This is a genomic window from Pseudomonas sp. FG29 (assembly GCF_057809355.1).
On the sequence record NZ_JBMDJU010000012.1, the window covers coordinates 51779 to 66394 of the forward strand.

Below are 14616 nucleotides of genomic sequence, written 5' to 3' on the forward strand. Positions count from 1 at the left end.
TTTGCGCTACAGGCGCAGGTGGCAGGCTGCCGGCCAATGCTCAGCTTGCTGCTCGAGGCTTGTAGCTTATGGCAGCTCTTTGTGGTATAAAACGCGCCGCTTTACGGGCAGTGGCCCGAAAGCTCTAAACCCACACACGTATCGACACGGTTTCCTGGGTGCCTTTCGACAAGTTCGAGGGTTGGAAGCTGGGATACGTGGAGGCCTAACCCGACTTATCAAGGAACTATCATGTCCCAAGTCAACATGCGCGATATGCTGAAGGCCGGTGTGCACTTCGGCCACCAGACCCGTTACTGGAACCCGAAAATGGGCAAGTACATTTTCGGCGCGCGCAACAAGATTCACATCATCAACCTGGAAAAAACCCTGCCGATGTTCAACGACGCTCTGTCGTTCGTTGAGAAGCTGGCTGCCGGCAAGAACAAGATCCTGTTCGTAGGCACCAAGCGTTCGGCTGGCAAGATCGTTCGCGAAGAAGCCGCTCGTTGCGGTTCGCCGTTCGTCGATCACCGCTGGTTGGGCGGCATGCTGACCAACTACAAAACCATCCGCGCCTCGATCAAGCGCCTGCGTGAGCTGGAAACCCAGTCCCAGGACGGCACCTTCGCCAAGCTGACCAAGAAAGAAGCCCTGATGCGTACCCGTGATCTGGAAAAACTGGATCGCAGCCTGGGTGGTATCAAGGACATGGGCGGCCTGCCGGACGCGCTGTTCGTGATCGACGTTGACCACGAGCGCATTGCTATCACCGAAGCCAACAAGCTGGGTATCCCGGTCATCGGCATCGTCGATACCAACAGCAGCCCGGAAGGCGTTGACTACATCATCCCGGGTAACGACGACGCCATCCGCGCCATCCAGCTGTACATGGGTGCCATGGCTGACGCCGTGATCCGTGGTCGCAGCAACGCTGGCGGCGCCACCGAAGAGTTCGTCGAAGAAGCTGCGGCCGAGAGCGCCGAAGGCTAAGCGGTAACGCCAAGCATTTAGCGTTATGCGCTGTGCAAGAAGGGGGCTAAGCCCCCTTTTTGCCACTCACAGATTTTGATTTGGTTGAAGACCTACCGAGAGGATTTTCAAGATGGCAGAGATTACTGCAGCCCTGGTTAAAGAACTGCGCGAGCGTACCGGCCAAGGCATGATGGAATGCAAGAAGGCCCTGGTTGCCGCCGGTGGCGACATCGAGAAGGCCATCGATGACATGCGCGCTTCCGGCGCCATCAAGGCTGCCAAAAAGGCTGGCAACATTGCCGCTGAAGGTTCCATCGCCGTTCGCGTCGAAGGTGGCCGTGGCCTGATCATCGAAGTCAACTCGCAGACCGACTTCCTGGCTCTGCAGGACGACTTCAAAGCTTTCGTCAAAGAAAGCATCGACGAAGCCTTCGAGAAGAACCTGACCGAAGCTGCTCCGCTGATCGCTTCCCGCGAATCCGCTCGCGAAGCGCTGGTTGCCAAGTGCGGCGAGAACGTCAACATCCGTCGTCTGACCGCTGTTGCCGGCGACACCGTGGGTGCTTACCTGCACGGTCACCGCATCGGTGTTCTGGTCGTCCTGAAGGGCGGTAACGACGAACTGGCCAAGCACGTTGCCATGCACGTTGCTGCTTCGAACCCGGCCGTAGTTTCCCCGGATCAGGTTTCCGAAGAGCTGGTTGCCAAGGAAAAAGAAATCTTCCTGCAACTGAACGCCGAAAAAATCGCCGGCAAGCCGGAAAACATCGTCGAGAACATGGTCAAAGGTCGTATCGCCAAGTTCCTGGCCGAAGCCAGCCTGGTCGAGCAAGCCTTCATCATGGATCCGGAAGTCAAAGTCGGTGACCTGGTGAAGAAAGCCGGCGCCGAAGTCGTTTCCTTCGTCCGTTACGAAGTGGGCGAGGGCATCGAGAAGGTCGAGACCGACTTCGCTGCCGAAGTTGCCGCTCAGGTTGCTGCCAGCAAGCAGTAATCGGTTTTCCGGTATGTACCCCCAGAGAGGCTGCCCGTTTGCGCGGGCGGCCTCTTTGCCGAATAAGGGGTGAAGAATAAAGTGGCGGTCGTTCCAACGAATGACCGTCGGTGCTGTCGAAGTGCCAGATCATTGCAGCGGCTCAGCGCGCTGCGTCCAAAACACATATCGCCGCAGGAGAGACTTGCAATGGCTCAGCAGACGACGGGTCGCCAACCTCGCTACAAACGCATTCTGCTCAAACTCAGCGGCGAGGCCCTGATGGGCTCTGAAGATTTCGGCATCGACCCCAAGGTGCTCGATCGCATGGCGTTGGAAGTCGGCCAGTTGGTCGGCATCGGCGTGCAGGTCGGCCTGGTGATCGGTGGCGGTAACCTGTTCCGCGGTGCGGCACTGTCCGCTGCCGGTATGGATCGTGTCACCGGTGACCACATGGGCATGTTGGCGACCGTGATGAATTCGCTGGCCATGCGCGATGCGCTGGAGCGCTCGAACATCCCGGCGATCGTCATGTCGGCGATTTCCATGGTCGGCGTGACCGATCATTACGACCGCCGCAAGGCCATGCGCCATCTGAAAACCGGTGAGGTGGTGATCTTCTCCGCGGGTACCGGCAACCCCTTCTTCACCACCGACTCTGCCGCTTGCCTGCGTGCCATCGAGATCGATGCCGACGTGGTGCTCAAGGCGACCAAGGTCGATGGCGTGTACACTGCCGACCCGTTCAAGGATCCGCATGCCGAGAAGTTCGAGCGCCTGACCTATGACGAGGTGCTGGATCGCAAGCTGGGGGTGATGGATCTGACTGCCATCTGCCTCTGCCGTGATCACGCGATGCCGCTGCGGGTCTTCAACATGAACAAGCCTGGCGCCCTGTTGAACGTGGTAGTGGGTGGCGCCGAAGGAACCCTGATCGAGGAGGAAGCACAATGATCAACGACATCAAGAAAGACGCTCAGGAGCGTATGGGCAAGTCCCTGGAAGCGCTGGATCGCAACCTGGCCTCCATCCGTACCGGCCGCGCTCACCCGAGCATTCTCGACAGCGTCCGCGTGCCTGCCTGGGGTAGCGAGATGCCGCTCAATCAGGTTGCGGCCGTTACCGTCGAAGATGCCCGTACCCTGAAGATCGTCGCGCACGACAAGAACCTTGGCGCTGCCATCGAGAAGGCCATCTTGACCTCCGACCTGGGGCTGAACCCATCCAGCGCCGGTACCACTATCCGCGTACCGATGCCGGCCCTGACCGAGGAAACCCGCAAGGGCTACACCAAGCAGGCGCGTGGCGTGGCTGAGGATGCCAAAGTGGCGGTGCGCAACGTGCGTCGCGATGCCCTGGCCGAGCTGAAGAAGCTGTCCAAGGCCAAGGAGATCAGCGAGGACGAAGAGCGTCGCGCCGCTGACGAGCTGCAGAAGATCACCGACAAGTTCATCGCCGATGTCGACAAGGCCCTCGAGGTCAAGGAAAAGGACCTGATGGCCGTCTGACGGCCCGGGCGTCCCGACATGGATAAGAACAAGCAAGGGGCGGTGCCTCGGCATGTCGCCATCATCATGGATGGCAACAATCGCTGGGCCAGAAAGCGCCTGTTGCCTGGCGTGGCCGGGCACAAGGCGGGGGTCGATGCCGTTCGCGCGGTGATCGAGGTCTGTGCCGAGTCCGGTGTCGAGGTGCTGACGCTGTTCGCGTTCTCCAGTGAGAACTGGCAGCGTCCGGCCGATGAAGTCGGCGCGCTGATGGAGCTGTTCCTGGGCGCCTTGCGGCGGGAGGCCAGGCGTTTGCTCGACAACGACATCGCCTTGCGCATCATCGGTGATCGCTCGCGCTTCCATCCCGAGCTGCAGGCCGCCATGCGCGAAGCCGAGCAGCTTACGGCGGGGGCGCGGCGTTTCACGCTGCAGATCGCGGCCAACTATGGTGGCCAGTGGGACATCATCCAGGCCGCCCAGCGCCTGGCACGCGAGGTGCAGGCCGGGCATCTGCAGCCCGACGAGATCACTGCCGAAGTGCTGCAGGGATGTCTGGCAACCGGCGACATGCCGCTGCCGGATCTGTGCATTCGCACCGGTGGCGAGCACCGCATCAGCAATTTCCTGCTCTGGCAGCTGGCTTACAGCGAGCTGTACTTCTCCGACCTGTACTGGCCGGATTTCAAGCACGAGGCCATGCGCAAGGCGCTGGCCGATTTCGCCACTCGCCAGCGTCGCTTCGGCAAGACCTGCGAGCAGGTAGAAGCAGAGGCGCGCTCCTAATGTTGAAGCAACGAATCATCACGGCGCTGGTGCTGCTGCCTATCGCGCTCGGTGGCTTTTTCCTGCTCGATGGAGCGGCTTTCGCGCTGTTCATCGGTGCCGTGGTTACCCTGGGGGCATGGGAGTGGGCGCGGCTCGCCGGGCTGGCAGCTCAGGCGCAGCGTGTCGGTTATGCGGCGCTGGTGGCACTGCTGCTGGTGGGCCTGTATCAGGCGCCGCAACTGGCACCTGTGGTGTTGCTGCTGGCGGTTGCCTGGTGGGCTGTGGCCACCTTGCTGGTGCTCAGTTATCCCGATAGCAGTCGTTTCTGGGGCGGTGTACCCGGGCGTCTGGGCATCGGCTTGCTGATTTTGTTGCCGGCCTGGCAAGGCTTGGTGCTGCTCAAGCAGTGGCCTCAGGCGAACTGGCTGATCATTGCCGTCATGGTGCTGGTCTGGGGCGCCGATATCGGGGCGTATTTCTCGGGCAAGGCATTCGGCAAGAAGAAGCTGGCGCCGCGTGTCAGCCCCGGCAAGAGCTGGGAAGGATTGTATGGTGGCCTCGCCGCCAGCCTGGCGATCACCCTGGTGGTCGGCCTGTTGCAAGGCTGGTCGGCGCTCTCCGTGCTTATGGCATTGGCTGGTGCGGCGTTGGTGGTGTTGATCTCGGTGGTCGGTGACCTGACCGAGAGCATGTTCAAGCGTCAGTCCGGGATCAAGGACAGCAGCAATCTGCTGCCTGGTCATGGCGGCGTGTTGGATCGCATCGACAGCCTCACGGCCGCGATACCGCTGTTCGCGACGCTGCTCTGGCTGGCTGGCTGGGGCTCGCTGTGAGCGCGGTGCAGCGTATTACCGTGCTGGGGGCGACGGGCTCCATCGGCCTCAGCACCCTTGATGTGATCGCGCGCCACCCCGAGCGTTATGAGGTTTTCGCCCTCACCGGTTTCTCGCGTCTGACCGAGTTGCAGGCGCTGTGCCTGCTGCACCGGCCGCGCTTCGTGGTGGTGCCCGATGAGGCTGCCGCCGAGACGTTGCAGGTTGCCTTGCGCGCTGCGGGCCAGGCGTGCGAAGTGCTGGTGGGTGAAGAGGGCCTGTGCGCGGTTGCTGCGCATGCCGAGGTCGATGCCGTAATGGCGGCCATCGTCGGCGCGGCAGGCCTCAAGCCGACGCTGGCGGCAGTCCGCGCCGGCAAGAAGGTGTTGCTGGCCAACAAGGAGGCGCTGGTCATGTCCGGCGCCCTGTTCATGCAGGCGGTGCGTGAAAGCGGTGCGACGCTGCTGCCGATCGATAGCGAGCACAACGCCATTTTCCAGTGTCTGCCGCATGACTATGCGCGTGGCCTGGCGGCGGTCGGTGTGCGGCGGGTGTTGCTGACCGCTTCTGGTGGGCCGTTCCGCGAAACCCCTGTAGCTGACCTGGAGCATGTAACGCCCGAGCAGGCCTGTGCCCATCCCAATTGGTCGATGGGGCGCAAGATTTCCGTCGATTCGGCCAGCATGATGAACAAGGGGCTCGAACTGATCGAGGCCTGCTGGCTGTTCGACGCGGCGCCGGCGCAGATCGAGGTGGTGATTCACCGGCAGAGCGTGATTCACTCACTAGTCGACTACATCGACGGCTCGGTGCTGGCGCAAATGGGCAATCCCGATATGCGTACGCCAATCGCTCATGCCCTGGCGTGGCCGCAGCGAATCGATTCCGGTGTCGCCCCGCTGGATCTGTTCGCTATCGGTCGCCTGGACTTCCAGCGCCCGGACGAGCAACGCTTCCCCTGTCTGCGTCTGGCGCGCGAGGCGGCGCAGGTGGGGGGCACGGCGCCGGCCATTCTCAATGCGGCCAATGAAGTAGCGGTCGAGGCATTTCTGCAGCACCGCGTTCGCTTCACCGACATCCCGCGTATGATCGAGTCGGTGTTGAACAGCCAGGCGTCGCAAGCTGTCCAATCGCTCGATATGGTTTTGGCGGCTGACTCGCAGGCGCGCGAGCTGGCCAGGCAGTGGTTGGCTCGCCATTGATGCGGATTGGAGAAGAGAAATGAGTGCGCTGTACATGCTGGTGGGCACGCTGATCGCCCTGGGTGTGCTGGTCACCTTCCACGAATTCGGTCATTTCTGGGTGGCGCGCCGCTGCGGGGTCAAGGTGCTGCGTTTCTCCGTGGGCTTCGGCAGCCCACTGGTGCGCTGGCATGATCGGCAGGGCACCGAGTTCGTCATCGCCGCCATCCCGCTGGGTGGTTACGTCAAGATGCTCGATGAGCGCGAAGGCGATGTGCCGACTGAGTTGCTCGGGCAGGCCTTCAACCGCAAGACGGTCGGTCAGCGTATCGCCATCGTTGCCGCTGGACCGATTGCCAACTTCCTTCTCGCACTGGTGTTCTTCTGGGTCATCGCCATGCTGGGCAGTCAGCAGGTGCGTCCGGTCATCGGTGCGGTAGAGGAGGGTGGCCTGGCGGCTGCGGCTGGCTTGCAGTCCGGGCAGGAAATCGTTTCGGTCAATGGTCAGTCCACCACGGGCTGGGCGGCGGTGAACCTGCAACTGGTGCGTCGCCTTGGTGAGAGCGGAACACTCGATATCGGTGTGCTCGAGCCGGGCTCGACGGTCGAGTCGCCCAAGCGTGTGCAGTTGAACAACTGGTTGCGCGGTGCTGACGAGCCCGATCCCATTGCTTCGCTGGGTATCCGTCCGTGGCGTCCGGCCCTGCAACCGGTACTCGAAGAACTCGATGCGCAGGGGCCGGCGCAGGCCGCCGGTCTGCGCCCCGGTGATCGCCTGCTGGCGCTTGATGATCAGCCGCTGGATGATTGGCAGCAAGTCGTCGACAAGGTGCGTGCGCTGCCGGGGCAGCGGATCACGTTGCGCTACGAGCGCGACGGTCAGGCGCAGGATCTGCAGTTGACTCTGGCCAGTCGTGGCGAGGGTGAGGCGCGTACCGGTTACCTCGGTGCAGGGGTCAAAGGTGTCGAGTGGCCGGCAGAAATGTTGCGCGAGGTGCGTTACGGCCCGATAGACGGTGTCGTCGAGGGCGCAAGGCGTACCTGGTCGATGAGTCTGCTAACCCTCGATTCGCTGAAGAAAATGCTGTTCGGTGAGCTCTCGGTAAAAAACTTGAGTGGGCCGATAACCATTGCTAAAGTGGCGGGCGCTTCCGCTCAGTCGGGCATCGGGGACTTCCTGAATTTCCTGGCCTATCTGAGCATTAGCTTGGGGGTTCTCAATCTGCTGCCCATCCCTGTGCTGGATGGCGGTCATCTGCTTTTTTATCTGGTCGAGTGGGTGCGTGGTCGCCCCTTGTCTGAGCGGGTTCAAGGTTGGGGGATGCAGATCGGCATCAGTCTGGTCGTCGGGGTCATGCTGCTGGCCCTGGTCAACGATCTCGGTCGTCTGTAACCCGTGCTGAATTACAAATCTGTCGCCTAGTGCGGCAGATTTTTTATCGTCAGTTGGAATAAGAAAGGACTTCATGAAACGTCTGCTGCTACCTGCGGTGCTGTCCGCATTGATGATCGCCGAAGTTCACGCCGAGTCCTTCACCATCTCCGATATACGTGTCAACGGACTGCAGCGGGTCTCCGCCGGTAGCGTATTCGGTGCTCTGCCGCTGAACGTGGGTGAAAATGTCGATGATCGTCAACTCGTCGACGCAACCCGTTCCCTGTTCAAAACCGGTTTCTTCCAGGACATCCAGCTCGGTCGCGATGGCGACGTGCTGGTCGTCACCGTGGTCGAGCGTCCGTCGATTTCCAGCATCGAAATCGAGGGCAACAAGGCCATCACCACCGAAGACCTGCTCAAGGGCCTGAACCAGTCCGGTCTGGCCGAAGGTGAGATCTTCCAGCGCGCCACCCTCGAAGGTGTGCGTAACGAGCTGCAGCGCCAGTATGTCGCTCAGGGCCGTTACTCCGCTGAGATCGAAGCCGAGGTGATTCCGCAGCCGCGCAACCGCGTGGCGCTGAAGATCACCATCAACGAAGGCACCGTGGCCGCCATCTCCCACATCAACGTGGTTGGCAATACCGTGTTCGGCGACGAAGAGCTGTCCGACCTGTTCGAGCTGAAGACCACCAACTGGTTATCGTTCTTCAAGAACGACGACAAGTACGCCCGCGAAAAACTCTCCGGTGACCTGGAGCGTCTGCGTTCCTACTACCTGGATCGCGGCTACATCAACATGGATATCTCTTCCACTCAGGTGTCCATCACCCCGGACAAGAAGCACGTCTACATCACCGTAAACGTCGAGGAAGGCGAGAAGTACAGCGTTCGCGACGTGAAGCTCTCCGGTGACCTCAAGGTGCCGGAAGAGGACGTACGTGCGCTGTTGCTGGTCAAGGAAGGTCAGGTGTTCTCGCGCAAGGTGATGACCACCACCAGCGAGCTGATCACCCGTCGCTTGGGTAACGAGGGCTATACCTTCGCCAACGTCAACGCTGTGCCGGAAGCGCACGACGAGGACAACACTGTATCGATCACCTTCTTCGTCGACCCGGGCAAGCGTGCCTACGTCAACCGCATCAACTTCCGTGGCAACACCAAGTCCGAGGACGAAGTGCTGCGCCGTGAGATGCGTCAGATGGAAGGTGGTTGGGCCTCCACCTACCTGATCGACCAGTCCAAGACGCGCCTGGAACGTCTGGGCTTCTTCAAGGAAGTCAACGTTGAGACCCCGCAGGTGCCGGGTACGGACGACCAGATCGACGTCAACTACAGCGTCGAAGAACAGCCGTCCGGCTCCATCACCGCCAGCGTCGGTTTCGCCCAGAACGCCGGTCTGATCCTCGGTGGCTCGATTAGCCAGAACAACTTCCTGGGTACCGGTAACAAGGTCAGCATCGGTCTGACCCGTAGCGAATACCAGACCCGTTACAGCTTCGGCTTCGTTGACCCCTACTGGACCGTCGACGGTATCAGCCTGGGCTACAACGCCTTCTACCGCACCACCGACTACGATGAACTCGACGTCGATGTGTCCAGTTATTCGGTAGACAGCCTGGGCGCCGGTGTGAATATCGGTTATCCCATCAGTGAGACTTCGCGCCTGACCTACGGTCTGAGCGTGCAGCAGGACACCATCGACACCGGTCGCTACACCGTCGACGAGATCTTCGATTTCATCGAGCAGGAAGGCGACAACTACCTGAACTTCAAGGGCTCCATTGGTTGGTCCGAGTCGACCCTCAACCGTGGTGTGCTGGCCAACCGTGGTCACTCGCAAAGCCTGGTGCTGGAAACCACGCTGCCGGGTAGCGATCTGGCGTTCTACAAGCTCGACTACCGTGGCCAGGTGTTCAAGCCGATCAGCGATAACTACACGCTGCGCTTCCACACCGAGCTGGGTTACGGCGACAGTTATGGCTCCACGTCTGAGTTGCCGTTCTACGAGAACTATTACGCCGGTGGCTTCAACTCCGTACGTGGCTTCAAGGACAACACGCTGGGCCCACGCAGCACGCCGAGTTCGGGCAACAAGCCAGGTACCCTGCGTGACCCGGATCAGGATCCGCTGCCGTTCGGTGGCAACGTGATGGTGCAGGGCGGGGTGGAAATGCTCTTCCCGCTGCCGTTCGTCAAGGATCAGCGTTCGCTGCGCACCTCGGTGTTCTGGGATGTGGGTAACGTGTTCGACACCAATTGCTCGTCGAGCCAGAAGAAGATCAGCGACAGCTGCAACATCGACTTTGGCAGCCTGGCCAGTTCCGTTGGTGTCGGCTTGACCTGGATTACCGCGCTGGGCCCGTTGAGCTTCAGCCTGGCCATGCCGATCAAGAAACCGGAAGATGCCGAAACTCAGGTCTTCCAGTTCTCCCTCGGCCAAACTTTCTAACACCGAAAGCCAACAGCTTTGTTGCAGGAGTGCATTGTGCGTAAGTTGACTCAACTGGTTCTGTTCACCGCCGCTCTGATCGCCACTCCGGCGTTCGCCGAAATGAAGGTGGCCGTGCTGAACTATCAGATGGCGCTGCTCGAGTCCGATGCCGCCAAACGTTACGCCGTGGATGCGGAGAAAAAGTTCGGCCCCCAGCTGAACAAGCTCAAGACCCTGGAAAGCGATGCCAAGCGCATTCAGGATCGCATGGTCAAGGAAGGCGACAAGATGCAGCAGGCTGAGCGCGAGCGCCTGGAACTCGAGTTCAAGCAGAAGGCCCGTGACTTCCAGTTCCAGTCCAAGGAACTGAACGAAGCCAAGGCCGTCGCCGACCGCGAGATGCTGGCCAAGCTCAAGCCGAACCTGGATAAGGCGGTTGAAGAGGTCATCAAGAGTGGCAACTTCGATCTGGTGCTCGAGCGCGGCGCAGTGGTCGATGTCAAACCGCAGTACGACATCACCCGCCAGGTCATCGAGCGCATGAACAAGATGCGTTGAGCATGACCCTGACATTCACTCTCGGCCAATTGGCCGAGCGCCTGGGCGCCACCTTGCGTGGCGCCGAGGGCAAGGTCATCACGGGCCTGGCCACCTTGCAGGAGGCCAGGCCCGAACAGTTGAGCTTCCTGGCCAATGCCCAGTACCGCAAGTACCTGGCGCAGACTCAGGCCGGTGCCTTGCTGCTCACGGCGAGTGATGCCGAAAGCTATGCCGGCGATGCACTGATCGTTGCCAACCCCTACCTGGCTTACGCCCAGCTTTCGCACCTGTTCGATCGCAAACCCAAGGCCAATGCCGGCATTCACGCCACGGCGCAGGTCGCGGACGATGCGCAGGTCGATCCGAGCGCCAGTATCGGGGCTTATGCGGTCATTGAAAGCGGTGCTCGCATCGGCGCGCAGGTGACGGTCGGTGCGCATTGCGTGATCGGTGCGCGCTGCGTGATCGGTGAGGGTGGCTGGTTGGCGCCGCGGGTGACGCTCTACCACGACGTCAGCATCGGCAAGCGCGTAGTGATCCAGTCCGGCGCGGTGATTGGTGGCGAAGGCTTCGGCTTTGCCAATGAGAAGGGCGTCTGGCAGAAGATCGCGCAGATCGGTGGCGTGACCATCGGTGATGATGTCGAAATCGGGGCCAATACCACGGTCGATCGTGGCGCGCTGTCCGATACCTTGATCGGCAACGGGGTGAAGCTCGATAACCAGATCATGATTGCGCACAACGTGCAGGTCGGCGACAACACGGCCATGGCTGGCTGTTGCGGCATTTCCGGCAGCACCAAGATCGGCAAGAACTGCATGATCGCGGGTGGCGTCGGCATGGTCGGACACATCGAGGTGTGCGACAACGTGTTCGTCACCGGCATGACCATGGTGACCCGTTCGATCACCGAGCCTGGTGCTTATTCTTCCGGTACCGCCATGCAACCGGCGGGCGAGTGGAAGAAGAGTGCTGCCCGTATTCGTCAGCTGGACGAGATGGCCAAGCGTCTGCGTGAGCTGGAAAAACAGCTCGCCGCCGTGACCCAGACGGCAAACGTCTCATCTGATGCCTGAGCACGGTGTCGCCGTGCTCTTTTCTTTTCTTACAGGCTTAACCGGACATGATGGACATCAACGAAATTCGTGAATATTTGCCGCACCGCTATCCTTTCCTGCTGGTGGATCGTGTGGTGGACCTGGACGTCGAAGGCAAGACTGTTCGCGCCTACAAGAATGTCAGCATCAACGAGCCGTTCTTCAACGGGCACTTCCCCGAGCATCCGATCATGCCAGGCGTGCTGATCATTGAAGCCATGGCGCAGGCCGCCGGGATCCTCGGCTTCAAGATGATGGGCGTGAAGCCGGCCGATGGCACCCTGTACTACTTTGTCGGCTCCGACAAGCTGCGCTTCCGCTCCCCTGTTACGCCGGGCGACCAGCTTATGCTGGAGGCCAAATACCTGAGCGACCGTCGCAGCATCTGGAAATTCGAGTGCCGTGCCACTGTCGACGGCAAGGAAGTATGCTCCGCTGAAATCATCTGTGCGGAACGCAAGCTATGAGTTCGATTGACCCTCGCGCCATCATCGACCCCAGTGCCAGACTGGCCGACGACGTTGTCGTCGGCCCGTGGAGCATTGTCGGGCCTGATGTGGAGGTCGGCGAGGGTACTGTGATTGGCCCGCACGTGGTGCTCAAGGGGCCGACCGTGATCGGTAAGCACAACCGTATCTACCAGTTCTCCTCGGTTGGCGAGGACACGCCCGACCTGAAGTACAAGGGCGAACCGACGCGGTTGGTGATCGGCGATCACAACGTCATTCGCGAAGGCGTCACCATTCACCGTGGTACGGTGCAGGATCGCAGTGAAACGACCATCGGTGACCATAACCTGATCATGGCCTATGCCCACATCGGCCATGACAGTGTGATCGGTAATCACTGCATCCTGGTCAACAACACCGCGCTGGCCGGGCACGTGTGGGTCGACGACTGGGCGATCCTGTCCGGCTATACCCTGGTGCACCAGTTCTGCCGAATTGGCGCGCACAGCTTCTCCGGCATGGGCACCGCCATCGGCAAGGACGTACCTGCGTTCGTCACCGTGTTCGGCAACCCGGCTGAAGCACGCAGCATGAACTTCGAGGGCATGCGTCGCCGAGGCTTCTCCAGCGAAGCGATTGCCGCTTTGCGTAAGGCCTACAAACTGGTTTACCGCCAGGGGCTGACCGTCGAGCAGGCGCTGACGGAGCTCGCCGAGTCCGCTGTAGAGTTCCCCGAAGTGGCGATTTTCCGCGACTCCATTCAGGCCTCCACGCGCGGCATTACCCGCTGATTCCCATGAGTAGACCCCTTCGCGTCGCACTGGTCGCTGGTGAGGCGTCCGGTGACATCCTCGGTTCCGGCCTGATGCAGGCCATCAAACAGCGCTATCCGGATGCCGAGTTCATCGGCGTCGGCGGCGCACGCATGGAAGCCGAGGGCCTGAACTCCTATTTCCCCATGGAACGCCTGGCTGTCATGGGCCTGGTCGAGGTGCTCGGCCGCTTGTTCGAGCTGCTTGGCCGCCGCCGTCAACTGGCGCGTGATCTGATAGCCGCCCAGCCGGATGTGTTCATCGGTATCGATGCGCCTGATTTCAACCTTGGCCTCGAACTCAAATTGCGCCGCGCCGGAATCAAGACCGTGCACTACGTCAGCCCGTCCGTATGGGCCTGGCGGCAGAAGCGGGTGCTGAAAATTCGCGAAGCCTGCGACCTGATGCTGACGCTGTTCCCGTTCGAGGCGCAGTTCTACGACGAGCATCAGGTACCGGTGCGCTTCGTTGGCCACCCGCTGGCCGACGCTATCCCGCAGCAGGCCGACCGTGCTGCGGCGCGCGAAGCGCTGGATCTACCGCAGGATGAACCAGTGGTCGCGCTGATGCCGGGAAGTCGCGGGGGGGAAGTTGCACGTCTTGGTGAGCTGTTTCTCGATGCAGCGATTCGCCTGCGCGCGCTGCGCCCAGGGATTCGCTTTCTGCTGCCGTGCGCCACGCCGGAGCGACGTCAGCAACTGGAACAGATGCTGGTCAATCGCGACCTGCCGCTGACCCTGCTCGACGGTCGTTCCCACGAAGCGCTGGCCGCCTGCGATGCGGTGCTGATCGCCTCGGGTACCGCGACGCTGGAGGCGCTGCTGTACAAGCGTCCGATGGTGGTAGCGTACCGTGTGGCGCCGATGACCTATCGGATTCTCAAGCGTCTGGTGAAGAGCCCTTATATTTCGTTGCCCAACCTGCTGGCCGAGCGGCTGCTGGTGCCTGAACTGATCCAGGATGCGGCGACTGCCGATGCCCTGGCTCAGGCCGTCGCGCCGCTGATCGAGGGTGGTCAGGTGCAGACCGAGGGCTTCGATGTGATTCACCGTGCCTTGCGCCGCGATGCCTCGGTTTCGGCAGCCGATGCGGTGCTCAAACTGGCGGGGCGCGCCTGATGCAGCTCGGCTTGGACTTTACCCTGGTCGAAGAGCTGGTCGCTGGCGTTGATGAGGTCGGTCGCGGCCCGCTCTGCGGCGCGGTAGTGACAGCGGCGGTGATTCTCGATCCGGCCCGGCCGATTCTTGGGCTGAATGACTCGAAGAAGCTCAGCGAGGCGCGCCGTGAGGCACTGTTCGACGAGATTCGCGAAAAGGCCCTGGCTTGGTGCATTGCCCGCGCCGAGGTGGAGGAGATCGACCGCCTGAATATCCTGCATGCCACCATGCTGGCCATGCAGCGCGCCGTCGAAGGCTTGAGCGTGACGCCGAAGCTGGCACTGATCGACGGCAATCGCTGCCCGAAACTGGCGGTGCCCAGTGCCCCGGTGGTCAAAGGCGACAGCCGGGTGCCGGCCATTGCGGCTGCCTCGATCCTGGCCAAGGTCAGCCGCGACCGCGAGATGTTCGAACTGGATCGGCTCTATCCCGGTTACGGCATTGCCGGCCACAAGGGCTACCCCACACCCGTGCATCTCGAAGCGCTCAAGCGCCTGGGGCCGACGCCGATTCATCGGCGCTCTTTCGCGCCCGTGCGTGCACTGCTCGAAGTCTGAACCTCTGGCCCTAAGCCAGA

The 14616-nt window shown here is 61.4% G+C and carries 15 protein-coding genes; all 15 read left to right on the forward strand.

Translation table 11 applies throughout. The features are described from left to right. Positions 1–231 precede the first annotated feature (231 nt). The 15 genes from rpsB (at position 232) to rnhB (ending at position 14596) form a co-directional block, all read left to right on the forward strand. Positions 232–972, forward strand: a complete 741-nt coding sequence (gene rpsB, locus ACODS1_RS14055; RefSeq protein ID WP_322978426.1) for a 30S ribosomal protein S2 — start codon at positions 232–234, stop codon at positions 970–972. A 112-nt stretch (positions 973–1084) separates the two neighbouring features. Beyond that, positions 1085–1948: a translation elongation factor Ts gene (gene tsf, locus ACODS1_RS14060; RefSeq protein ID WP_322978425.1), complete on the forward strand. Its 864-nt coding sequence runs from the start codon at positions 1085–1087 to the stop codon at positions 1946–1948. Positions 1949–2137: 189 nt separating this feature from the next. Then, positions 2138–2881, forward strand: coding sequence for a UMP kinase (pyrH, locus tag ACODS1_RS14065; RefSeq protein WP_322978424.1), 744 nt, complete (start codon positions 2138–2140; stop codon positions 2879–2881). Continuing rightward, positions 2878–3435, forward strand: coding sequence for a ribosome recycling factor (frr, locus tag ACODS1_RS14070; RefSeq protein ID WP_322978423.1), 558 nt, complete (start codon positions 2878–2880; stop codon positions 3433–3435). Before pyrH ends, frr begins: the two co-directional genes overlap by 4 nt. An 18-nt stretch (positions 3436–3453) precedes the next feature. Further along, on the forward strand, positions 3454–4200 hold the full coding sequence (uppS, locus tag ACODS1_RS14075) for a polyprenyl diphosphate synthase (RefSeq protein WP_489086141.1): 747 nt from the start codon (positions 3454–3456) through the stop codon (positions 4198–4200). After that, positions 4200–5015 (forward strand): phosphatidate cytidylyltransferase, encoded by an 816-nt coding sequence (locus tag ACODS1_RS14080; protein ID WP_489086142.1) that lies wholly within the window; start codon positions 4200–4202, stop codon positions 5013–5015. The genes uppS and ACODS1_RS14080 overlap by 1 nt, the downstream gene beginning before the upstream one ends. Then, a complete protein-coding gene (gene ispC, locus ACODS1_RS14085) occupies positions 5012–6196 on the forward strand; it encodes a 1-deoxy-D-xylulose-5-phosphate reductoisomerase (RefSeq protein WP_489086143.1) in 1185 nt (394 codons plus the stop codon). The genes ACODS1_RS14080 and ispC overlap by 4 nt, the downstream gene beginning before the upstream one ends. A gap of 19 nt (positions 6197–6215) precedes the next feature. After that, the gene (rseP, locus tag ACODS1_RS14090) at positions 6216–7568 is read left to right on the forward strand and encodes a sigma E protease regulator RseP (protein ID WP_489086144.1); all 1353 of its coding nucleotides are present in this window, start codon (positions 6216–6218) and stop codon (positions 7566–7568) included. Positions 7569–7641: 73 nt separating this feature from the next. After that, entirely contained in the window at positions 7642–10002 is a 2361-nt protein-coding gene (bamA, locus tag ACODS1_RS14095; RefSeq protein WP_489086145.1) for an outer membrane protein assembly factor BamA, read from the forward strand. 36 nt (positions 10003–10038) lie between these two features. Further along, complete coding sequence (locus ACODS1_RS14100; RefSeq protein ID WP_322978417.1) at positions 10039–10542, forward strand: OmpH/Skp family outer membrane protein; 504 nt, start codon at positions 10039–10041, stop codon at positions 10540–10542. Continuing rightward, entirely contained in the window at positions 10539–11600 is a 1062-nt protein-coding gene (lpxD, locus tag ACODS1_RS14105; RefSeq protein WP_489086146.1) for a UDP-3-O-(3-hydroxymyristoyl)glucosamine N-acyltransferase, read from the forward strand. The genes ACODS1_RS14100 and lpxD overlap by 4 nt, the downstream gene beginning before the upstream one ends. 47 nt (positions 11601–11647) lie before the next feature. Next, positions 11648–12088 (forward strand): 3-hydroxyacyl-ACP dehydratase FabZ, encoded by a 441-nt coding sequence (gene fabZ, locus ACODS1_RS14110; RefSeq protein ID WP_036998539.1) that lies wholly within the window; start codon positions 11648–11650, stop codon positions 12086–12088. Continuing rightward, entirely contained in the window at positions 12085–12861 is a 777-nt protein-coding gene (gene lpxA, locus ACODS1_RS14115; RefSeq protein ID WP_322978416.1) for an acyl-ACP--UDP-N-acetylglucosamine O-acyltransferase, read from the forward strand. The genes fabZ and lpxA overlap by 4 nt, the downstream gene beginning before the upstream one ends. A 5-nt stretch (positions 12862–12866) precedes the next feature. After that, positions 12867–14000 carry a lipid-A-disaccharide synthase gene (gene lpxB / locus ACODS1_RS14120; RefSeq protein WP_322978415.1) on the forward strand — a complete coding sequence of 378 codons (1134 nt, stop codon included), beginning with the start codon at positions 12867–12869 and terminating at the stop codon, positions 13998–14000. Beyond that, positions 14000–14596: a ribonuclease HII gene (gene rnhB, locus ACODS1_RS14125; protein ID WP_489086147.1), complete on the forward strand. Its 597-nt coding sequence runs from the start codon at positions 14000–14002 to the stop codon at positions 14594–14596. Before lpxB ends, rnhB begins: the two co-directional genes overlap by 1 nt. Positions 14597–14616 lie beyond the last annotated feature (20 nt).

Excerpts from the sequence above, each read along its gene's own strand:
- rpsB (WP_322978426.1), top strand. The coding sequence starts at position 232 with ATGTCCCAAGTCAACATGCGCGATATGCTGAAGGCCGGTGTGCACTTC.
- tsf (WP_322978425.1), top strand. The coding sequence starts at position 1,085 with ATGGCAGAGATTACTGCAGCCCTGGTTAAAGAACTGCGCGAGCGTACC.
- pyrH (WP_322978424.1), top strand. The coding sequence starts at position 2,138 with ATGGCTCAGCAGACGACGGGTCGCCAACCTCGCTACAAACGCATTCTG.
- frr (WP_322978423.1), top strand. The coding sequence starts at position 2,878 with ATGATCAACGACATCAAGAAAGACGCTCAGGAGCGTATGGGCAAGTCC.
- uppS (WP_489086141.1), top strand. The coding sequence starts at position 3,454 with ATGGATAAGAACAAGCAAGGGGCGGTGCCTCGGCATGTCGCCATCATC.
- ACODS1_RS14080 (WP_489086142.1), top strand. The coding sequence starts at position 4,200 with ATGTTGAAGCAACGAATCATCACGGCGCTGGTGCTGCTGCCTATCGCG.
- rseP (WP_489086144.1), top strand. The coding sequence starts at position 6,216 with ATGAGTGCGCTGTACATGCTGGTGGGCACGCTGATCGCCCTGGGTGTG.
- bamA (WP_489086145.1), top strand. The coding sequence starts at position 7,642 with ATGAAACGTCTGCTGCTACCTGCGGTGCTGTCCGCATTGATGATCGCC.
- fabZ (WP_036998539.1), top strand. The coding sequence starts at position 11,648 with ATGATGGACATCAACGAAATTCGTGAATATTTGCCGCACCGCTATCCT.
- lpxA (WP_322978416.1), top strand. The coding sequence starts at position 12,085 with ATGAGTTCGATTGACCCTCGCGCCATCATCGACCCCAGTGCCAGACTG.
- lpxB (WP_322978415.1), top strand. The coding sequence starts at position 12,867 with ATGAGTAGACCCCTTCGCGTCGCACTGGTCGCTGGTGAGGCGTCCGGT.
- rnhB (WP_489086147.1), top strand. The coding sequence starts at position 14,000 with ATGCAGCTCGGCTTGGACTTTACCCTGGTCGAAGAGCTGGTCGCTGGC.